The organism is Streptomyces sp. CNT360 (genome assembly GCF_000424785.1).
Genome location: NZ_AUKO01000013.1, coordinates 20,097 through 40,945, shown reverse-complemented (window position 1 = coordinate 40,945; position 20,849 = coordinate 20,097). Strand labels below are relative to the sequence as shown.

Here is a 20,849-nt window from a genome sequence, read left to right as displayed (position 1 = left end):
AGTTCAATGGTGCTCATGGAAGAGGAGCGCTATTCGATCAGTCGCGTCGCGGACGCCTTCGGTCTGCGCGTCTCCGCACTGCGGTACTACCACCGGACGGGTCTGCTGACCCCGGTGGAGCGGCGGGGTGGCGTGCGCTACTACGGTCCGGAGGAGCTCCGTACGCTGGGCCTCATCCGACTCCTGCACCACCAGGGCCTCGTCAGCCTCGTAAACACCGAGAAGTTGACAGCGGAGCCCGCTCGCGGCGACTTCCCGGCGTGGCACGAGGTGTTGGAGAAGACCGCCGACGACCTCGGCGAACGGATCCAGCATCTCCAACGGGCCCACGACATCGTCCGCCACCTGCTGCGCTGCCCCGACCCGGATCCTGTGCGCGCATGCCCGTACCTGCGCGAGACGCTGGACGCCTACGTGAGCGAGGCACTGGCCGGGAAGACCGGCCACGCATCTGTCACCGAAGTCGGCGTGGACCTCCCTGATCCGGACTGACCGCGGCTGCACGGCGAACCGGGTCCTTCGCGGCGCCCCGCCCGGGGAGTGAACGGTTCTCCAGGGAAGGGTCCGCCCCGCGAGCGCCCCGGAACCTCGCATCCGGCACCACCCCCGCCAGGCGGACGGCCGGTCTCTGCCACGGCGTTTCGCCCTGGTACTCGACCAGTTCGGCCCTCTGCGCAGCAGGGACCGGCGGCATAGCGGTGCGGGCACCGCTGTGCCGAGACGCACGGACAACGATGGTGGAGCCGACACAGACATCCCCGTCGGTCTCGCCCGCCGCACCCGCTGCGGCCGCACCTGCTCTGGAGCAGTCGCTCCCGCGCGCCGCGAACGCTGCCGCCCCTCAGCGAAGGGGCCTTCGTGGGCAGGTGCGGGTATCGGGGTGGCTGCCGTGCGCGCCCACGTCTCGCGCGTACGACGTGGCCGGAGTCGTCGCGCATCTCGTCAGCGGCCGGTAGGCGGTTCAAAAGGGGGCGACGGCCGCGTCGTGAGCAGATTCCTGGTCTTCCGAGGGAGAGACATGGGGAAGATGCATCCGGCGCCGCCGTGTCGCCGTATCCGACCGGCCACGATGCAGGGCGCAAATGAGCGACAGCGCTCTCAGAGTGAAATAGGCCAGGGGTACGCTGCATTCTCCGACCGCCCCCGCAAAAGACGGGCCGGCTTGTCGGTACATCCGCGATCGGAGTCACCAGTACCGGGCGATGGGAATTACTTCTCCGCGTTCGCGGTCTCCCTCGCGCAGGAACACGACCAAGTGGAATACGAGAGCGCTTGTCCTCCTCGCCGACACGCGACCGGATTCCCCGACTCAGGCGTTGCTTTCCCATTCGAAGGAGAGAAGAGAGCCGCCGGACTTTCGCCGCCTCGGTTCCCCAGACTGCCGGTCGGCCGAGGCGCTCGCCATACGCACTTGTGCGTAGGGGCGCTTCATGCGGCGCGATATCAGGCAGACGGCGAGTCGACGGCCTTGGCCGTGCAGTCAGGTGTCCCCCAGCGCGGCATCCCCGCCGCAGGTCGGCGATGGCCCACCCTCACCCCCGGTCTCTCCCTGGCGGCCGCTGCGCCCGGGGGTATCCGTCCCCGGGCCGGGACGACCGCACTGCCGAGGCGGCGTCAGGCCAGTGTCTGGTTGCGGGCACGCCGGAGCATCGCGGTCCACAGCCCGAGAGCGATCACCGCACCCGCGGCCCATGTGAGTGCCTGCGGCACGGCGTCGGACAGGCCGAGGACGGTGTCGACCAACCACTGCGACGCCATGTGCGCGGCGATACCGATGACGACGAGCGTGTAGACGAAGGAGACCGCGCCGTAGGTGACCAGGACGGCAAGGGTGCGGTCGCGCAGCTTGATCCGCCAGGGAGCGGTGGTGGCCAGCAGAGCCAGCGCGCGGTCGCGGAGGTTGTCCTCACCGAGGAGTTCCGTGAGGACGAAGTAGCCGTCGCTGCGCAGCAGCGGGTTGAGTCCGGAGGCGGCGCCCACGAGGGTCGACAGGAGCATGTAGGCGGCGAATGTCTGCGTCATGCCGTCGGGGGCGGCCAGGACGGTGACGCCCGAGAGGATCAGGAGGGCGACGTCGACGATCGGTCCGCCGAGGTGCACCAGGATGCGCTGCCGGCGGCTGCGCAGCAGCCAGATGTCGCTCACGTCGGTGAAGGCGACCGGCTGGAAGTAGTAGAGGCCGCAGCCCAGGGCGGCGACGTATCGGCCGAAGGACAGGCAGGCGAAGGCGTGACCGAGCTCGTGCACGACCGCGCGCAGGAGAATCGCCGGCCAGACCTGCCACGCCTGCGACCATCTGAGGGCGCCCCGCGCCTGTCCCATCATGTCCGTCCAGGAAGCGATGCACGTCGCGGCCCCCAGGACAGCCCCCAGGGCAGCCAGCGCGAGGAGCCACCGGGGCGGGATCCAGCGCTGCACGAATGCGTACAGCGTCCCGAGGGCACGCGGGTCGTGCCAGGTGAACTTGAGGAAGAACAGCGACTGCCGGTGCACGTCGCTGCCGTGCCGTTCCTGCCGCGGAGCGTCCGGGCCCTGCAGAAGGCCGCCGTCGCCGAGCTGGTCGGCGAGGCGCCGCACCTGCTCCTCGGCGCACCCCGCCTCTGCCGCAGCCTGCTGTACCGTCCGCGAGCCGTCGAGCAGGCGGGCGATGGACCACGCACGGGTGCCGAGCCTGATGTACGACGGCGGAGAGCCGATCCGCACGTACGCCTGCCCGCCGTCGACGGTGGCTTCGACGGGTTCTGCCAGCTTCGGGCGCTCGGGGGTGGTTGCGCAGCTAGTAGGCACTCGGGCTCCCTCTCACGGTGCTCTCCTCACGGGCAGGGGTGGGGCAATGGGTTGAGGCCGGACTCGGTCGCGGGTGCAGTGCGGTGGCCCATGCGCACGGGCACGGAGAAGAGCCGGTCGTTTGCCCGCGCCTGAAGTCTTCCGATGGAGAAGGGCTGAAGGCCCGGCACGATGGTGCGCCACACCTCCAGGCCCGTCGCCGCGTGGACGTCGGGGGTGGTCAGGTCCACCGCGAGGGGGTCGAGGCCGTTGGCCGCCAGCGTGTTCACCAGGCGGCGCAGCTGCGCAGCCGGGTCCGTGGAGCCGCGGGGGTGGGCCGCGAGGTAGTCGCCGAGCGGCAGTCGCGTCTCCCTGTCCAGCAGCCAGCCGAGTTCGGCCAGGTACGCGGACGAGGCGCCCAGACTTTTGGCGTGTTCCCGGGTGGTGACCCAGTCCGGAGCGGGGACTGCGGCGAAGGCCCTGGCCGTCTCAGCCATCCGGGCATCCAGCCAGCATGTGCCGTGCAGCGCTTCGAGGACCGCCTTTTCCAGTGCGTCGGCGGGATCGGGCCGTGTGGCCATGCCGAACGTGGCCAGGGGCCCGGCCTCGTCGTACCGCTCGACCATCACCAGGACGGTGGGCACGGGAAGGTCCGTACCGAAGTCCCAGGCTCGCAGCCGTCCTCCCGCGGCCTGGACGGCCCGGTGGGCGCGGCCGACCCGGGAGAGGCGCGGACCGGCGCCGGTGCTGCCCGCCAGGTCGAGTTCGGGCACCGGGGAGCGGTTGAGGAAGTGGATGAGCAGAGCGTCCGCCTCGATGAGTTCGCACAGCCCGTGGAGCAGGCACCGGTCGGTACTGCGCCCGGCGGCCAGACCCTTGTTGGAACTGGGCTGTACCACGTCCTCGAAGGCTGCGGCGGTGTACGCCAGGAAGCTCAGCTGCGCGGGCACCAGCACCTGCTCCCCGCTGAGGAGGCTGCGGCCGGCCACCCAGCCGAGGCGGGATGCCGGTGTCGCGGTACGCAGTTCCTGGCCGCTCTCCCGGATCTCCGCAGGCGACAGCGTCGCGAACCGCTCGACCGGCACGGCCTCGGACAGTTCGCTCCCGGTTCCCCATACGACCCGGTGCGCGGCCCCGTGCACCAGGGCGCAGTACCGTTCGACCGCCTCGCCGAGGCAGCGCTGGAGGGCCCCGGCCATGGTCCACGCGCTGCCGAAGGCGTCGTAGGCCTGCGGTTGTCCGTTGGACGCGCTGATGCGCCGCAGGTCCGCGAGGTCGGCCGCGACAGCGTGGAAGCAGTCGGCGGCGAGCGCCGGTGTCTCGGGCCGGACGGTTCTCATCACCGTCGCCCGGTCACCGGCCAGGTGTCTGATGTCGTCGAACAGGGCGGTCAGCTCGGCCGGAGGCAGATCGTTCGAGTGCCGGCAGCGGTCGACGAGCTCATCGAGGGAGAAGGCTCCCTCGGCTGCGGCGGCGGGCGGGGGGTCCGGGGCGGAGCCGTCGTCCGGGTCCTGTGCAGCCGTCGCCGTGGACGAGGTGAGCAGCGGGCCCCCGCTCGCGTGCGGGGTGCAGGAGGGGCATACCGGCAGTCCACGCACGGGCGAGAAGACCACTCGGTCGTGGAGGAGCTCGTAGACAACCGGCTCCCCGGGCGCGTGCGGGTGCCCCGCACGCAGGCCGGCCAGGACATGTGCCAGAAGCAGCGCAGTGGAACGCGCGTCGCCGGAAGCGGACTCCCGGTGCGTGGGCGCTGGTGGACCGCCGGCCCGCTCACGCGACGCCAGGCATGCCAGGCACAGTCCCGAGGCAGCGGAAAGATCCGTGGTGACGACGGTGCGCCCGTGCTCGCGCCAGTAGCAGGCCCACCGTCCACCGGCCGCCAGGAGATCGCGTACGGCGGTGTTCTCGCGATCCGCAGCAAGGCGCCGGGGCAGAACGACATGCGCGGGCCCCCCGGCCGCCCGTCGCAGGACGTCACCCACGTCGTCGGTCACCAGCAGCCGCTCGGGCCCTTCGGCTGCGGCCGCGAGGCAGGCTGCGGGGACGGTGGGGTCGGCGGGGTCGGCGACCACGGCCTGAAGGACGGAGCGCCCAACCGGTTCCGCGGGCGGCAGCAGGGCAGGCCGGGATGCGGGCCTCCACTCCAGCAGCCCTCGTTCCACGAGCCGTTTCACCAGGGCCCGGACGGTGGACAGGGGAGCACGAGTACATCCGGCCAGCTGCTCAGGCGTCCGGCCTTCCCGCGCTTCGCGGAGGATCTGGCCGGCGAGCCGCGCGTGCTCGCCGGCCAGCACGGACCCGTGGCCCCACCCGCGGACCACAACGCGGTCTTCCGACCTGGGGAGCAGTTGCACACCTTCGGCCGACGTGACGACGGCGGGGCGGAGTGGGGGCATGGGGGTCACGTGGTCACGCAATCACGGTGAAACGGTGAAGGGGCGCTGCGCGCTCCTTTCAGCCCCGGCCGCCGCACATCGTGCCGCTGAGCGTGCAACTGCCCGTGACGGCGCTGCTGCCGCCCTCGGTGCTGTCGAGCGCGAGACGGGGCGTGAGCTTTTCGATCGTCAGGTCGATCGCTTCCAGTTCCGCGCCCTCCAGGCCGGTTTCCGGGATGGCGGCGGAGTTGTCTTCACGTGCCATGTATTCCTCCTCCAGGTGGTGTGGAAATCGATCTCTCGAATCGATTCAGCGGACGCTAGCCAGGATCGCGACTTCCGGTCAAGCGAAGGCGTCCACCTCGGAGGCGCAGCGTTGTGCAATCCACCTCGGAGCAAGCCGTTCCGCTTGTGTGAAATTGACGATCTCATAGTCGACCGTGTAGGCATCGCCCTTATGCGGAATGACGAGAGCGGGCACGTGGATCGGCGGCGGTCGAGGTGGAAATGACGTACGTTCTCAGCCCCGGTGCGTCGATAGCTTTCAGCGACGATTCGACACTCACCGTGCGGCTCGTGGACGGAGAAGTCGCACTGCGGGGCAGAACAGCCGAACTGGCCCGGCGAATTCTGTGCACCGTCGAGCAGCCGAAGACCGTCGAGGAGGTGGCGAAGGAAGCCGGCGCGTCGGCGGCAGTGGTCGCGCGCGTCCTGGCGCAGATGGAACCGCAGGGGCTGGTCACCACCGTGGCCGCACTCGACCGCGGTCCCGGTGCGGACCGGGCAGCCAACACGGTCCTCCGCCTCTTCCCCGACGAGGCGCTGTGCACCCTGGGCGCCGACGACGAGGCGGACGTCGTCTGCCTCGGCGACGAGGAACTCGGGGACCACTTCGCGCAGTTGACCAGCGGAAGCATCCGCGCCCGGGTGTCGCCCAGGCCTGTGCTCGACGAGGCGGACGCGCCCGCACTGAGCCGGCCCCTCCCCTCCCTCGCCGTCTCACTGAGGCGTGAGCGCGACGAGGAGCATCTGCGGCTTCTCGACCGCTGGGCACGCCGTGCCCGCGTGCCGTACCTCGCGGGCTGGTTCGAAGGCGTCACCGCCGTGGTGACGCACGTGGTCGTCCCCCTGCGCACGGCTTGCTACGAGTGCCTGTGCGTACGCGAGCGCGCGGCCGCGCACGGCTCCGGCAAGGAGGAGACCCCGCAGACACCCGGGCACGCCGCGCTGGCAGCCGCCCCGACCGGGCGGCTGCCCGCCGCCGACGGCCTGCTGGCCAACATGGCGGCCCTCCGGGCGGTCAACGTCTTCGCCGGACGGACCAACGAGGCACCAGCCCCCACCCTGCTCCAGCTCAGTTTCACCACCCTGAAACTCACCCGCCACCCGGTCCTGCGGGTGCCGATGTGCGAAAGCTGCGGCCATGGCGGGCAGTGACATGAGGGAGGCCCTGGTAGCGGGCGCCGGGATCGACACGTCGGCCGTCGTCTCGGCGCGCACCGGCATCGTCCGCAGCGTCGTTCCGTTCGTCTCCGAGCTGCTGCCGCGCTCGACGGTGGCCAGGCTGGCCCCGGCCTCACGCCCCGACCTGCTGCCCAACGTGCCCAAGGACTACGGGGTCACCGGATTCGGCATCGGCACCACCGAGGCGGAGGCACGGTCCGCCGCCGTGGGCGAGACCATAGAGCGCTACGGATCCCTGGTGGGGGCCGCGCACGTCCAGGTCGAGTACGGGACCTACGTGGAGTTCCAGGACGACGCCGTGCACGCGGAGGAGTTCGTACTGCCCACACCGGGGGAAGGTTCTGCCGCACCCTTCGACGAGAAGGCCCCGCGCGGTTGGGTCGAAGGCCACGACCTGACACACGACCGGCGCGTACTGGTGCCCGCGCAGCTCGCGCTCCCGGCCTACACCTACCGGTCCAGGTTCCAGGGCGAGGAACTCGCCCCGTGGACGACCACAGGACTGGCCGCCCACACGGACGCCTCGGCAGCGGTACTGTCCGGACTGCGCGAGATCCACGAGCGGGACGCGTTCACGATCCGCCACCTGAACCGCTGGACACCGCCGGAGATGCCTCTCACCCGGTTGTCCGACGATGTCGCAGGCTTCCTGGCCTCCGCACCGCGGTGGCACCCCCTGACCGTGCGGGCATGGGATCTGACACTCGACCTCGGCCAGCCCGTGGTACTGGCAGGAGTGCTGCCGCAGACCGGGAGCCTTCCGCCCTTCTGCTTCGGCGCCGCATGCCGAGGCGACTACCCGACCGCGCTGCGCAAGGCCGTGCTGGAGGCCTTCCAGATCCTCGCGGTGATGACCCGCCGCGGCTATCCCCGGGCAGCGACGCCGGGGCCCCTGGAACCCCTGGCGGAGCCCGAGGACCACATCCGGGTCAGCTGCCTGCCGGGCTACCGCGACACCCTCGACTGGCTGCTCGACCAGCACGCCGAGTGGAAGCCCGCACTGCCGGCCTCGGACCCTGACCGCACGACACTGTCCTCGGCGGTGGCCGACGTGGCCCGGCGCGGGATGCGCGTCATCAGCATCGACCTCACCCCGCCCGACCTGCGCGAGATCGGCTGGCATGTCCGCAAGGTGCTCGTGCCCGGCGCACAGCCGCTGGACTTCGGCCGGCTGCGGTGCCTTCAGGGGCGGCGGCTGTACGACCTTCCGGTCGAGCTCGGGCACAGGCCGAAGCCGGCACAGGAGTCCGAACTCAACCCCTCGCCGCACTTCTTCGCGTAACCGGACCGGAAGGATCCTCCCCCACGATGCCGGAACAACCGGACGGGTCACCGATGCCCGACCCAGGCGCCTTCGCACCCCTGGCGGCGAGCTTCCACGAGAACTCCAAGTTCACACGTGACCGCCAGATCAACTACTCGGAGTCCGTCCAGTACTTCGAGTCGGAGTTGAACGCGATGCGGGCCGGCCGGGACCGCTTCCAGGGCGCACTCACCATCCCCCTCGACGACGAGCCGCTGCCTCTGGCCCCCCTCGGAGAACTTGCCGCCCGCCGCCGCAGCCAGGTGGGAGGCTGGAGCGGTGAGACACCTTTGACCCGACGCGCACTGGCGACGATCCTGGCAACGGCCGTAGGCACCACCGAACAGCACCGACCCGCCCCCTCGGCCGGCGGCCGCTACCCGGTCGAGTGCTATGTCGCCGTCACGGACGTCAGCGGGCTCGCGCCCGGCATCTACCACTACGCGCCCGGAGCCCGCGAACTGCGCTGCATCGACCCGGCAGACCCGACAGAGGCACTCCACACCTCCTGCATGCAGCCCGAGAACCACCACGGCGCCAGAGCCGTGGTCCTGCTCACGGGCGTCTTCTCCCGTACGACATCCAAGTACGCAGAGCGCGGCTACCGCTTCGTCCTGCTGGAAGCCGGTCACATCGGACAAGGAATCTGCCTGGCCGCCGAAAGCCTCTCCACGAGCACACTGTGCCTGTCCGGCTTCTACGACCACGAAGTCGACGAACTCCTGCAACTCGACAGCCAGGCGGAGAGCGTGGTGCACTCCATCGTTCTGGGCGGGGCCCCCGACGAGAGCCGTTCGGGTCGCCGTGGAAGGGGTGCCTGACGTGCTGCCCCTGTGCAAGGAGTACACCGCCGTGCCGGTGGCGCCGGACGCGTGTCCGATGGGACTCTTGATCAATGACGAGTCGCGACGCAACTTTCACGCCGATCGGATGGGTGCCTGCCGCGCAGGGCGGTGAGCGGGTGCAGGGTGTCTGGACCAAAGAACTGCTGAGGCCCGCCGACGGCGACTCGTTCACCTTGCTCCGCATCAACCACGGGACAAGGTTCGAGCTGTCCGGCCGCGCGGTCGACCGGATCCTGGTGCTGGACGGCGAACTCGCCATCACGGCTGGCGACGAGCGGGAGCAGGCGCGACGCCACCTCAGCGGTGCGTACTGTGCTCTACCCGCCGGCGAAACCGCTGTCCTGTCGAGCCCGTCCCGGTGCCTGGCCCTCATGCTGACGGGCGAGCGGCTGGGTGATCCGGCGGACGACGTGTTCGGTCCCGACGGCTGGCAGGAGTCGAGTCCCGGCCAGTGGTTCAAGCTGCTCCTCGATGTCGAGTTCGACGAGAACTTCGACGAACGCGTCGTCGGACTCGCGCACTTCGAACCGGGCTCGGCCGCGCCGCGGCACCCGCATCGAACCGCGCACCGGTTCCTGTTCGTCGAGGGTGAGGCCGACGACGAGTTGGTGTTCCCGGACGGAACGCGGCACACCGCCCATCGAACGCGAGGCGACTTCGTCGACTACCCGTACCCCATCGAGCATCAGTCGTTCAGCAGGACGGGCTGCACGGTCCTCTTCCTCCACGAGCCCGTCGCCAGGTGACCCGGCGGGCTGTTCAGGCCCAGTGGCTGCCCGCGCAGTCGCCGCTGCCGTCGGCCTCAGCCGATCCACGACGCCGACGCCTGGCGGCAGCCGGGACGGGCACCTGCGCGGAGGAGCCGTCAGCTCCAGGGACCTGGATCTCTGTGTCAGGTCGAGCGGCGCGGTGTGTGCGGGCCGGTGCAGTGAGCGAGACGGCCCGGACCGAGCGGACGGGGGCCTGACAGCCGGCACGGTACAAGTGGTTCGTGGCGTCGTCAGGTCTGGGCCGGACCCAGCTTCCGCAAGAGGTCCCGGAGGGTGGTGATCTCGGTGGAGCTGAGGTCGGCGAAAGAGTCCGGCGGTGTGTTGTCGGCAAGCTGCGCCCGCTCGGTCAGCTCTCGCCCGCGGTCGGTCAGCACGATGACCTTGATCCGGCGATCGGTCGGGTGCTGCCGGCGCGAGGCGAGACCGCGTTGTTCGAGGGCGTCGACCAGCGACGTCACGTAGGAGTTGTCGCATCCGAGCCGCTTTGCGAGCTGCCGCATCGGGATCGGTTCGTCCAAGGGGAGGACGAGCAGCGCCCGCAGGGGGGCGAGTGGCAGTCCGGTCTCCTGGACGATCTGGTGGAAGGCGGCCATCGCGGTCGGGTTGTGGCTGATGGCGCGGATGCGTTGCCAAACCTCGGCGGCCGGGTCGTTCTGCCGGTCGCCCACACCCGGGGCGGGAAGCTCTGAGGCCGTAGTCACGTCATCGATGCTACCTCTCACCAATGACTGCCACTATCAATGATTGACACTGTCAACGATAATGTTACTGTCCGAGCCATGGAGTCTCGCCTGGATCAGAAGCTGGTCGTGGCGGTGGTGTATGTCGCCGCGATGTTCATGGCTGTCATGGACACCACCATCGTCAACGTCGCCCTACCGACCCTGGGCCGGGATTTCCACGCCCGCGCCGACAGCGTCGGCCTGGTCCCGATCGCCTATCTGGTGAGCCTGGCGGTGTTCATCCCGGCCTCGGGCTGGCTCGGCGACCGGATCGGCGGGCGGCGAGCACTCCTGGGCGCGGTAGGCGTGTTCACGATCGCCTCGGCGCTGTGCGGCACAGCCACCAGCCTCGGCGAGCTGGTCGCCTTCCGGGTGTTGCAAGGTGTAGGCGGCGCGGTGATGACGCCGGTCGGGCTGGCGATGCTGTTCCGGGTCCACCCGCCGGCCGAGCGGGTCCGGATCTCCAGCGTCCTGGCGCTGGCCACCGCGCTGGCCCCGGCGCTCGGACCGGTCCTCGGAGGCGTGTTCACGACCTGCCTGTCGTGGCGACTGGTGTTCCTGGTCAACGTGCCGATCGGCGCGGCGACGTTCGTGTTCGGTGCCGTGGCACTGACCGACCACCTCCCCGCACGCCCCGGCCGTCTGGACGTGAGTGGCCTGCTGCTGTCCGGCCTGGGGCTGGGTTCGGTCATGTACGGCGTCTCCGAGGGCCCGTCCCAGGGGTGGTCGGCCGTCCCGGTGCTGGCCACGCTCGGCATCGGTGCAGTGCTGCTTGGTCTGATGGTCGCCGTCGAGCTACGGGCAGCCGACCCGCTGGTCGATCTGCGCCTGCTCAGCAACCGTATGTTCGCCTGCGCGACGAGCCTGTACGGACTCGGCTCGCTCGCTTACCTCGGCGCGCTCTTCCTGGTCACTCTGTTCTTTCAAGACGGACTCGGCCTCTCCGCAGTGCAGTCGGGGCTGGCCATCTTCCCTTCTGCGATCGGTGTCATGACTGGCGGGCAGATCGTGACCCGCGCGCTCTACCCGCGCCTCGGGCCCCGCCGGATCGTCGCAGCCGGACTGCTGGTCATCGCGGCAGCACTGCTCTCGATGGCCCAGGTGGACGCCGGCACCGGCCCGTGGCTGGTGCGGCTGATCATGTTCGGCCTCGGACTCGGCGTGGCTCTCGTGTTCATCCCCAGCCAGGCCGCATCGATGGCCACCATCACCGCAGCGCAGACCGGACGGGCGTCCTCCCTCTTCAACGCCGGCAAGCAACTCGGAGGCGCCATCGGCGTCGCACTCCTCAGCACCGTGCTCGCCGCCGTGGACCCGGCCCAGGAGAATGCCGGCCGTCTCGACGTCCACCTGACCGCCTACCACGACGCCTTCCTCGCCGCCGCCGCAGCAGCCGCGCTCGCCGTCACGGTCGCTCTCGCCATTCGCGACGCTGACGCCTCCACCACCATGGAGCGTCGTCAAGACCGCCGTACGGTCAAGCAGTAGGTGTATCGAGCACGAGCGCTGTTGACTCCTGTGCGTCCTGGCCATGGCGGAGACCTCGGCCGTGGTGGAGCCGTCCAGCACTCCAGCCGTGGATCGTGACGGTGCCGGTCGGGTGCCAGGTCCCGGACGCACCGGCTTCCGTCTCGACCGGTCCGCTCCGGTGCGCTTGTGGTCTCAGCTGGAGTGGCCGGTGGAGGGTGGTGGGGCGTTGTCTGTGCCGTAGAAGCGGCCCTGTTCGCACAGGGCGTCGATCTCGGCGTTGTCCTCTTCGCTCAGTTGCGCACCCAGAGCACCACTGATGACGTGCCGGGCGCGGGCCAGCCGTCGGGCGACATCCCAGTCGGCGATGAACGCTCCGACGGTCCGGTCGTCGGCGGTTCCGGACGCCTGGCGGGACCCGAGTCGGTCGAGGGACACCACGAACTCGTTCAGGTCCCGCAGGACCGCGACGACCTCGCCGAGGGGAATGCGGATCTCCCGGGACGACATGTCCATAGACCGCATCGACTCCAGAATTCGTGCTCCGGTCCGCATCGCCTTGCCGCCCGGAGCTGGTTACCACCACGGGTGCGACAACCGATGGTCATCGGTGCGTGAAGGCACAAGATCAGACGATGGCCGCAGGTCACAGCGTAGAACGGCGGTGGCAGCGCGGAGAACCGGGTCCACAAGGTCGAGAACGATCGGGTGCCCTTGGACGGGGTTACCGTCCTCGTCGCTCTCAGTCACACCCCGTGGTGCGGCATGGAGGATCTGAGAGCGCGGCGCTCCTCCGTCTGCTGAGGCTCCGCTCCCGCTCGTACGCCGTCGCACGCCTGCGGGCGCCGGGCACCGACCGACCGCCCGGGGCCCGCCGCTTGCGCTTTCCTGCACCGCTAAGGTAAGCCTTGCCTTTCTTTGTGGGCTGGGAGAGAAGAGAGCGGTCATGGGGGTGCAGCGCAGCGGGCCAGCCGCCCTGCCCGTCCTGCGGCAGGTGCTCGCGGGGCAGCGGCGCGACGTCGTCGTCGGCTGCGGGCTCGGTGCCTGCCATCAGATCGGCGAGGCCCTCGTGCCCGTGCTGATCGGCTTCATCGTCGACCGCGCGATCGTCCATCCCGACGGTGCCTCCCTCGCCCGTTGGGCACTCGTGCTCGCTGTCGTCTACGTCTTCCTCTCCGGCGGCTTCCAGCTCGGTGCCCGCGCGGGCGAACGCGCTTCGGAACGCGCCGGGCACGCCCTGCGGATGCGGCTGGTGGCACGCGTACTCGCCCCGCTCGGCGGTGCCGACACGGGGCGCCCGCCCGGCGCCCTCGTCACCGTCGCCACCGAGGACGCCCGGCGCGCGGGCGCCGTCACCATGGCGCTGACCCTCGCCTTCCCCGCCGTCGTCGGGCTGACCGCCGGCGCCGTGCTGCTGCTCAGCGCCTCGGTCCCGCTCGGGCTGCTCATCCTGCTCGGCACCCCCGTGCTGATGGCGCTCGGACAGCTGCTCGCACGCCCCCTGGAGCACCGCAGCCACGCCGAGCAGGAGCGCGCGGCGCACGCCTCGGGCGTCGCCGCCGACCTCGTCGCGGGCGTCCGGGTGTTGCAGGGGCTACGGGCACAGCGCGCCGCCTCCGCGCGCTACCGCAAAACCAGCCGTGCCTCGCTGGAAGCGACGGTGCGCGCGGCCAGGGCCGAGGCTCTCCAGACCGGGCTGATGCAGACGCTGACAGGGCTGTTCATCGCCTGCGTCGCCCTCGTCGGCGGCCGTCTCGTCCTCAGCGGCGGCATCGGGCTCGGCGAACTGGTCGCCGCCGTGGGACTGGCGCTGTTCCTGCCCGGGCCCCTCCAGGTGATCGCCTGGGTCACCGCCGACTTCGCCCGCGCCCGCGCCTCGGCCGCCCGGATCGCGGAAGTGCTGGACACACCGGGCGACGTCCGCACCGACCAGGGCGGCGCGGCCGACGGCCACAGTGCCCGCATCGGCGACGACGGCGACCGCACCGCGCAGGCCCACGCGCGCACCCCGCGGACCGCCGCCCTCCGCCTGCGCGGCCTCACCCACGGCGGCCTCGACGGCATCGATCTGGAAGTCGCGCCGGGGGAACTGCTCGGCGTCGTCGTCACCGAACCGGCGCACGGGGAGGCTCTGCTGGCGTGCCTGGCCCGGCGTGCCGACCCGGTGTCCGGCAGTGTCGAACTCGACGGCGTGCCGCTGGGCGCGCTGGATCCGCGCACCTTGCGCGCGACCGTGCTGGTAGCGGAACACGGGGCCGCACTCTTCACGGGTTCCCTGCGCGAGAACGTGACCGCGGTGCACGGCCCCACGCCGGACCGCAGCGCCCCCGGAGCGGGCCGGGACCACGAGGGCACCGCCGCGTCCACCGTCGCGACGGCGCTGGCCGCCGCGGGTGCCGACGAGGTCGCCGCCTCTCTCGAAGGGGGCCTGGACGCGCCCGTCGGCGAGCGGGGCCGCGCGCTCTCCGGCGGCCAGCGCCAACGGGTCGCGCTCGCCCGCGCCCTGGCCGCCGACCGCGACGTGCTCGTCGTGCACGATCCGACGACGGCCGTCGACGCGGCGACGGAGGCCCGTATCGCCACCGGGCTGCGGGACGTACGGCGGGGGCGCACCACCGTGCTCGTCACCAGCAGCCCCGTGCTGCTGGCCGTCACCGACCGCGTCGCTCTTCTCGACGGCGGCCGTCTGGCCGAAGCCGCGCCGCACGAGGACCTGGTGCGCCGCAGTTCCCGTTACCGGACGGCGGTCTTCTCATGAGTTCGGCACCGCGCTCCGACGACAGTGCGATACGCCCCGGCCAGGCCGACGCCCCGGAGACGCCGCAGGTCCCGGCGGCACGTGCCGCCGGGCGTGCAGCGCCGCCCCGGGACTCCGGGCCCGGGGCCGCGCACGAGGCATCCGCGGGAGCGCTCGCGCCGCACGGGGACGGTACGCCCGACAAGGCACCGCGGGAGCTGCTGCCCGTCGCCACCGGACGCCGCACGCGTGCTGCGGCGCTCGAACTCCTGCGCGCCGACCGGGGCAAGGCAGTAGGCGCCGGGCTGCTGCTGGTCGCCGCGACGGCCGTCGGGCTGCTGACGCAACCGCTGCTGGGCCGGATCGTGGACCTCGTCGCTCAGGGCCGTGCCGCGAGCGCGCTGACCGCGCCGGTCGCCGCCCTCGCCGTCGTCGCGCTCGTCCAGGGCGGCGCCACGGCGCTCGGCATGGGGGCCGTGGCACGGGTCGGCGAATCGGTGCTCGCGCGGCTGCGGGAACGCTTCGTCGAACGGGCGCTGGCCCTGCCCGCCGACCGGCTGGAACGCGCGGGCGCGGGCGACCTCACGGCCCGGGTCACCGACGACGTGGCCCGGGTGTCCGAATCGGTACGCTCGGCCCTGCCCGAACTCACCCGCTCCGCGCTGACGATCGTGCTGACCCTGGGCGCGCTCGCGCTGCTCGACCTCCGCTTCCTGCTGGCCGCGCTGCTGGCCGTACCCGTCCAGGCGCTGACGGCCCGCTGGTACGTGCGCAGGGCCGTGCCGCTGTACGCCCGCCAGCGGGTGGCGACCGGACTGCAGCAACAGCAGCTTCTGGAGGTCATCGGGGGCGCCGACACCGTGCGCGCATTCCTGCTGGAGGAACAGCACAGCGCCCGTGTGGCAGCCAGGTCGCGGGAGGCCGTTGCTCTCCGGATGCGCGGCGTGCGCCTCGTTCTCGGGTTCTACGGCCGGCTGCACGTGGCCGAGTACATCGGGCTGGTGGCCGTGCTGTGCGCCGGGTTCCTGCTCGTGCGGGGCGACGCGGTCTCCATCGGCACGGCGACCGCCGCGGCGCTCTACTTCCACAGCCTGTTCGGCCCCGTCAACGCCGCGCTCGTGCTGCTGGACGACGCCCAGTCGGCCACCGCCGGACTCGCCCGGTTGGTCGGCGTGACGGACCTGACCAGCAAGAGCGGGGACCGCGAGGGTGACGGGGCCGGTGGGCCCGAGGAGACGGGAGCCGACGCCGCCGCCGTCTCCGTCAGGGGCGTCAGCCATGCGTACGGCGCCGGTGTCCCCGTACTGCACGACGTCGACCTCGACCTCCGCGCGGGCGAGCACGTCGCCCTCGTCGGCACCAGCGGCGCGGGCAAGAGCACTCTCGCGCGGATCCTCGCGGGCGTGCAGCCGCCCACCCGGGGCGAGGTCACCACCCCAGTGCCCCGCACCCCGTCCGGCCCGCCGGCGGTGCTCGTCTCCCAGGAGCTGCACATCTTCTCCGGAACGCTCGCCGACGACCTTCGGCTGGCCCGCCCCGACGCCGGCGAGGCCGAGCTGCGCGAGGCGCTGGCGACCGTCGACGCGCTCGGCTGGGCCGAGGCGCTGCCCGCGGGGCTGGACACCGTCGTCGGTGAGGGCGCGCACACCCTCGACGCCGCCAAGGCACAGCAACTCGCTCTGGCCCGGTTGGTACTGGCCGACCCGCCCGTGGCCGTGCTCGACGAGGCGACGGCCGAGGCGGGCAGCTCCGGTGCCCGGGTGCTGGAGCAGGCGGCACGGCGGGCGCTGCGCGGGCGTACCGCGCTGATCGTCGCGCACCGGCTCACCCAGGCGGTCACCGCCGACCGGGTCGTCGTACTCGAAGCGGGCCGGGTCGTGGAGAGCGGCCCGCACGCGCACCTCAAGGAGGCGGACGGCCCGTACGCGGCGCTCTGGGCCGCCTGGTCCGGCGAACGCGCCGGCCCCCACCCCTGATCCGGGCCCCGCCCCTCTCCCCCGCCCCCGAGCACATTCCCCTTGGAAATTGATCCGAAGGACCACGCACATGACGACCCTCCTCAAGCGCACCGGACGTACCGTGGCCGCGGCGGGCCTCGCCCTGCTCCTGGGTGCCACCGCCGCCTGCGGCTCCGGCTCCGACGACGACGGCGAGGGCGGCTCCACATCGGCCACCGCCAAGGCGGAGAAGGGCGCGTTCCCCGCCACCATCGAGCACAAGTACGGCAGCACCACCGTCAAGTCCGAGCCGGAACGCATCGTGACCGTCGGCCTCTCCGACCAGGACGCGGCGCTCGCACTCGGCAGGACACCGGTGGGCACGACCGAGTGGATGGGTGGCTACAAGGGCGCCATCGGTCCGTGGGCCCGGGACAAACTGGGCTCGGACAAGGCGCCGACCGTGCTCAAGGACACCGGCACAGGTCCGCAGGTGGAGAGGATCGCGGCGTTGCAGCCCGATGTGATCCTCGCCCTGTACGGAGGGCTGACCAAGGAGCAGTACCGCACCCTGTCGAAGATCGCCCCCGTGGTGGCGCAGCCCGGCGGGATGCCCGACTACGGCATCTCCTGGCAGGAGCAGACGGAGTCGGTCGGCAAGGCGCTGGGGCAGCCGGGGAAGGCGAAGAAGCTGGTGGCCGGGGTGGAGCGGAAGATCGCCGAAGCCGCTGACAAGCACCCGGAGTTCAAGGGCGCGACCGGCGTCATGGCCACCCCGTACCAGGGTCTGTACGTCTACGGGCCGCAGGACAACCGCACCCGGCTGATGTCCGACCTCGGGTTCACACAGCCAAAGGGGTTGTCCAAAGCCGTCGGCAAGGACGAGTTCGGCGCGAACATCAGCAAGGAGCGCACCGATCTGCTCGACAACGACGCGACGGTCTGGATCATGACCGCGCCCGGCAAGGACGCGGACAAGCTCCACGAGAACGACCTGTACGGCGGCCTCAAGGTCGTCAAGCAGGGCCGCGAGGTCTTCGTGAAGGAGAGGAGCGACTACGGCAACGCCGTCTCCTTCGTCTCCGTCCTGTCGCTCCCGTACACCCTGGAGCGGATCGTGCCGCAGCTCGCCGCGGCCGTGGACGGCAAGCCGTCCACGAAGGTGCGTACCCCCGCTGCGGACAAGTGACGGGACCGGCCCGAGAGACGCGTGCGCGGCGCGTCCTGCTCCTGGCCGGGCTCGCGGGGCTCCTGGTGGCTCTCCTCCTGCTCTCGCTCGGTCTCGGCGCGCTGAACATCCCGCCCACGCGGGTGCTCGGCGCCCTGGCCGGGCACGCGAGCTCGGCCCGGGTCGAGGACGTGGTGTGGACCGTGCGCGTACCCCGCACCGACCTGGCGCTGGCGGCGGGTGCTGCGCTCGGCATGTCCGGCTCGGTGATGCAGGCCCTCACGCGCAACCCGCTGGCCGACCCGGGCATCCTCGGGGTCAGCGCGGGCGCCTCGTTCGCGATCGTGCTGGCGGCCGGGGTCGCCGGGATCGGCTCGCTCCTCGGCTACATCTGGTTCGGCTTCGCGGGCGCGCTGATCGCCTCCGTCACCGTGTACGCCCTCGGCCGCCTGGGGCGTTCGGGTTCGACGCCGGTCAAGCTGGCGCTCGCCGGGGTCTCCGTCACCGCCGTCCTCTCCTCACTGACGAGCGCGGTCGTGCTGGTCAGCGACGAGGCCCTGGACCGCTACCGCTTCTGGTCGGCGGGCTCGCTGGCCGACCAGGACGGCGGGACGGTGCTGCGGGTACTGCCGTTCCTGGCGCTCGGCGCGCTGCTGGCGCTGACCGCGGCGCCCGCGCTCAACAGCCTCTCGCTCGGCGACGACGTGGCGGCCTCGCTCGGCCGCAGGCTGGGCCTCGTCCGGTTGCAGGGGGTCGCCGCCGTCACCCTGCTGACCGGTGCCGCCGTCGCCGCCATCGGCCCCGTGGTCTTCCTCGGCCTCGTGGTGCCGCACGCCGCCAGGGTCCTGGCGCAGTACGCCGGTTACGGGCCCGACCACCGCAGGCTGGTACCGCTGTGCGCGGTCCTGGCCGCCTGCCTGCTGCTCGCCGCGGATGTGCTGGGACGGCTGGTGGCCCGGCCCACGGAGGTCCAGGCAGGCATCGTCGTGGCGTTCGTCGGCGGGCCGTTCTTCATCGCCCTGGTCCGCCGACGCAAGCTCTCGGAGGTGTGAGATGCCCAGGACACCTGCCGCCGCCCCGCCCGGGGCCCGCGCCAAGGCCCGCACCGACGGGCGGCGTCCGGGTCCGGCACGGCTCCCGGGAGCCCTTGCGCCCCGCACCTTCCGCCTCGCGCTCCCCCCGGTGTCCGGCGTGCTGCGGCCCCGGCTCGTCGTGGTGACCCTCCTGCTCGCCGTCGCCGCGCTGGCGGCTGCGATCTGGCACATCTCCGTCGGCGAGTTCGACGTCCCGATGCCCGACGTGCTGCGCGCGCTGTCCGGTTCAGGGGACGAGGGAACCCGGCTGGTCGTCACCGGACTCCGGCTCCCCCGCGCCATGGCCGGCCTGCTGGCGGGCCTCGCCTTCGGGGTGTCGGGGGCGCTCTTCCAGACGATGACCCGCAACCCCCTGGCCAGTCCCGACATGATCGGTCTCACCCAGGGCGCGGGGACCGCCGTCGCCGCGGGCGCCGTCTTCGGCTGGGACGGCGGCCTGGGCCCGCAGCCCCTCGGCCTGCTGGGTGCGCTGGCGAGCGCGCTGCTCGTGTACGTCCTGTCCTGGCGGCGCGGCACGACCGGTTACCGCATCATCCTGGTCGGCATCGGCGTCTCGTGGGTGTGCATGAGCGCCACCGACTACCTGCTCGCCCGAGCGGGGCAGCGCCAGGCGCAGTCCGCCGTCGGCTGGCTCGTCGGCAACCTCAACGGCCGTGACTGGCAACAGGCGGGCCCCCTCGCTGCCGCGCTCGTCGTACTGCTGCCCGCCGCACTGCTCCTCGGGCGGCTGATGCGGACCCTCCAGCTCGGCGACGAGGTGGCCGCCGGACTCGGCACCCGCGTGCAGACCGTGCGGCTGGCGATCCTGGTGACCGGCGTGGGGCTCGTCGCCTTCGCGACGGCCGCAGCGGGGCCGGTCGCGTTCGTGGCCCTCGCGGCGCCGCAGATCGCGCAGCGTCTCGCGCGCACGTCAGCGCCCCCGCCGCTGGCGGCGGGGCTGACCGGCTCCGTGGTGGTACTGGTCTCCGACGTCATCGCGCGCGTCCTCGTCCCGGACACGGAGCTGCCCGTCGGGATCGTCTCCGGAGTGCTCGGTGCCCCCGTGCTGCTCTGGCTGCTCATCCGCACGAACCGTGCGGGCTCAGGAGGCTGAACACATGTCACCCCTCACGCCGCCCACAGCCTCCGGCCTGCGTGCCGAGGCACTGCACCTGGCCTACGGCGACCGCCCCGTGGTGTCCGGTCTCGATCTGGCCGTGCCCGACGGGCAGATCACCGCGATCGTCGGCCCCAACGCGTGCGGCAAGTCCACACTGCTGCACGCCCTGGCACGGCTGCTCGCGCCACGCGGCGGCAGTGTACGGCTGAACGGCGAGGACATCCGCTCGATCCCCACGCGCCGCCTCGCGCAACGGCTCGGCATCCTGCCGCAGTCCCCCGTCGCCCCCGAGGGCCTCACGGTCAAGGACCTGGTCACACGGGGCCGTTCGCCGCATCAGACGTGGTGGCGGCAGTGGTCGGCCTCGGACGAGCAGGCCGTGCACGACGCGCTCGCCGCCACCGGCACCGCCGACCTGGCAGAGCGCGCGGTCGACGAGTTGTCCGGCGGTCAGCGGCAGCGCGCCTGGATCGCGATGGCGGTGGCCCAGGGCACCCCCGTCCTGCTGCTGGACGAGCCGACCACGTACCTCGACCTCGCCCACCAGATCGACGTGCTCGACCTCGTCGTCGATCTCAACCGGACCGAGCGGCGTACGGTCGTCATGGTGCTGCACGACCTCAACCAGGCGTGCCGGTACGCCGACCATCTCGTCGCACTAAAGGACGGCGAGATCGTCGGCGAGGGACCCCCGCGAGACGTGATCACGGCATCCGCCGTCGAGCACATCTTCGGCCTCAGTTGCGAGGTCACCACCGACCCGGTGAGCCGCACCCCCCTGGTCATCCCCAAGGGACGCCACCACGGCACCCCGGAAGCCGTGGCCGACGACGGGCAGTGCGCGCCGGCGAACGGATAGTCGTCCGCGCGCTGTTCAAGGGTGGCGGGTCGCAGGCCGTCTCGTTCACGCGAGGGGTCCGGCAGAAGCCGACCCGCACAGCAACGCCGACCACGACCCGCTCCACGCCTCCCCTCAAGCGCGGCTGGACACGCAACTGCCCTCGCGGGGGCGCTCTCGCTGTCCGGCCCCGAGGGACTCGCGAGCTGCGAGCTCAACAGGTCAGCCCCGCGGCTCGGTGGATGATGCAGACGCGACGCTGAT

At 71.8% G+C, this 20,849-nt stretch carries 17 protein-coding genes; 12 read left to right on the top strand and 5 right to left on the bottom strand.

Translation table 11 applies throughout. The features are described 5' to 3' along the window. The first annotated feature begins 15 nt into the window (after positions 1 to 15). A complete protein-coding gene (locus tag H297_RS36410) occupies positions 16 to 492 on the top strand; it encodes a MerR family transcriptional regulator (RefSeq protein WP_064744830.1) in 477 nt (158 codons plus the stop codon). Between the two features lie 1,122 nt (positions 493 to 1,614). Here H297_RS36410 and H297_RS0114680 read toward each other — a convergent pair. From H297_RS0114680 to H297_RS0114670, 3 genes are all read right to left on the bottom strand, one after another. Further along, entirely contained in the window at positions 1,615 to 2,787 is a 1,173-nt protein-coding gene (locus tag H297_RS0114680; RefSeq protein WP_027737672.1) for a hypothetical protein, read from the bottom strand. 26 nt (positions 2,788 to 2,813) lie between these two features. After that, a complete protein-coding gene (locus H297_RS0114675) occupies positions 2,814 to 4,940 on the bottom strand; it encodes a YcaO-like family protein (RefSeq protein WP_158693688.1) in 2,127 nt (708 codons plus the stop codon). Positions 4,941 to 5,220: 280 nt separating this feature from the next. Continuing rightward, the gene (locus H297_RS0114670; RefSeq protein WP_027737670.1) at positions 5,221 to 5,406 is read right to left on the bottom strand and encodes a hypothetical protein; all 186 of its coding nucleotides are present in this window, start codon (positions 5,404 to 5,406) and stop codon (positions 5,221 to 5,223) included. A 242-nt stretch (positions 5,407 to 5,648) separates the two neighbouring features. On the opposite strand from H297_RS0114670, the gene H297_RS0114665 reads away from it, so the two are divergent. The 4 genes from H297_RS0114665 to H297_RS0114650 all read left to right on the top strand — a co-directional run bounded on the left by H297_RS0114665 (position 5,649) and on the right by H297_RS0114650 (position 9,499). Further along, positions 5,649 to 6,578, top strand: coding sequence for a TOMM precursor leader peptide-binding protein (locus tag H297_RS0114665; RefSeq protein ID WP_027737669.1), 930 nt, complete (start codon positions 5,649 to 5,651; stop codon positions 6,576 to 6,578). Continuing rightward, on the top strand, positions 6,565 to 7,887 hold the full coding sequence (locus H297_RS0114660) for a YcaO-like family protein (protein WP_027737668.1): 1,323 nt from the start codon (positions 6,565 to 6,567) through the stop codon (positions 7,885 to 7,887). The genes H297_RS0114665 and H297_RS0114660 overlap by 14 nt, the downstream gene beginning before the upstream one ends. Before the next feature lie 26 nt (positions 7,888 to 7,913). Then, positions 7,914 to 8,729, top strand: coding sequence for a SagB/ThcOx family dehydrogenase (locus tag H297_RS40245; protein WP_051351846.1), 816 nt, complete (start codon positions 7,914 to 7,916; stop codon positions 8,727 to 8,729). A 74-nt stretch (positions 8,730 to 8,803) separates the two neighbouring features. Continuing rightward, positions 8,804 to 9,499: a cupin domain-containing protein gene (locus H297_RS0114650; RefSeq protein ID WP_158693687.1), complete on the top strand. Its 696-nt coding sequence runs from the start codon at positions 8,804 to 8,806 to the stop codon at positions 9,497 to 9,499. A 254-nt stretch (positions 9,500 to 9,753) separates the two neighbouring features. Here H297_RS0114650 and H297_RS36400 read toward each other — a convergent pair whose 3' ends face one another. After that, positions 9,754 to 10,224: a MarR family transcriptional regulator gene (locus H297_RS36400; protein WP_158693686.1), complete on the bottom strand. Its 471-nt coding sequence runs from the start codon at positions 10,222 to 10,224 to the stop codon at positions 9,754 to 9,756. Between the two features lie 78 nt (positions 10,225 to 10,302). Here H297_RS36400 and H297_RS0114640 point away from each other — a divergent pair, with 78 nt between their 5' ends. Further along, positions 10,303 to 11,733 (top strand): MDR family MFS transporter, encoded by a 1,431-nt coding sequence (locus H297_RS0114640; protein WP_027737666.1) that lies wholly within the window; start codon positions 10,303 to 10,305, stop codon positions 11,731 to 11,733. A gap of 174 nt (positions 11,734 to 11,907) precedes the next feature. Here H297_RS0114640 and H297_RS36395 read toward each other — a convergent pair whose 3' ends face one another. Next, the gene (locus tag H297_RS36395) at positions 11,908 to 12,237 is read right to left on the bottom strand and encodes a hypothetical protein (protein WP_158693685.1); all 330 of its coding nucleotides are present in this window, start codon (positions 12,235 to 12,237) and stop codon (positions 11,908 to 11,910) included. Positions 12,238 to 12,658: 421 nt separating this feature from the next. Here H297_RS36395 and H297_RS0114630 point away from each other — a divergent pair, with 421 nt between their 5' ends. The 6 genes from H297_RS0114630 (at position 12,659) to H297_RS0114605 (ending at position 20,606) form a co-directional block, all read left to right on the top strand. Further along, the gene (locus H297_RS0114630; protein ID WP_027737665.1) at positions 12,659 to 14,470 is read left to right on the top strand and encodes an ABC transporter ATP-binding protein; all 1,812 of its coding nucleotides are present in this window, start codon (positions 12,659 to 12,661) and stop codon (positions 14,468 to 14,470) included. Further along, positions 14,467 to 16,425, top strand: a complete 1,959-nt coding sequence (locus tag H297_RS36390) for an ABC transporter ATP-binding protein (RefSeq protein ID WP_078514079.1) — start codon at positions 14,467 to 14,469, stop codon at positions 16,423 to 16,425. The genes H297_RS0114630 and H297_RS36390 overlap by 4 nt, the downstream gene beginning before the upstream one ends. A 70-nt stretch (positions 16,426 to 16,495) precedes the next feature. Then, a complete protein-coding gene (locus tag H297_RS0114620; RefSeq protein ID WP_051351843.1) occupies positions 16,496 to 17,575 on the top strand; it encodes an iron-siderophore ABC transporter substrate-binding protein in 1,080 nt (359 codons plus the stop codon). Further along, positions 17,572 to 18,606, top strand: a complete 1,035-nt coding sequence (locus H297_RS0114615; protein ID WP_051351842.1) for an iron ABC transporter permease — start codon at positions 17,572 to 17,574, stop codon at positions 18,604 to 18,606. Before H297_RS0114620 ends, H297_RS0114615 begins: the two co-directional genes overlap by 4 nt. Before the next feature lies 1 nt (position 18,607). Further along, positions 18,608 to 19,741 carry an iron chelate uptake ABC transporter family permease subunit gene (locus tag H297_RS36385; RefSeq protein ID WP_078514077.1) on the top strand — a complete coding sequence of 378 codons (1,134 nt, stop codon included), beginning with the start codon at positions 18,608 to 18,610 and terminating at the stop codon, positions 19,739 to 19,741. 4 nt (positions 19,742 to 19,745) lie between these two features. After that, positions 19,746 to 20,606, top strand: a complete 861-nt coding sequence (locus tag H297_RS0114605; RefSeq protein ID WP_027737662.1) for an ABC transporter ATP-binding protein — start codon at positions 19,746 to 19,748, stop codon at positions 20,604 to 20,606. Positions 20,607 to 20,849 lie beyond the last annotated feature (243 nt).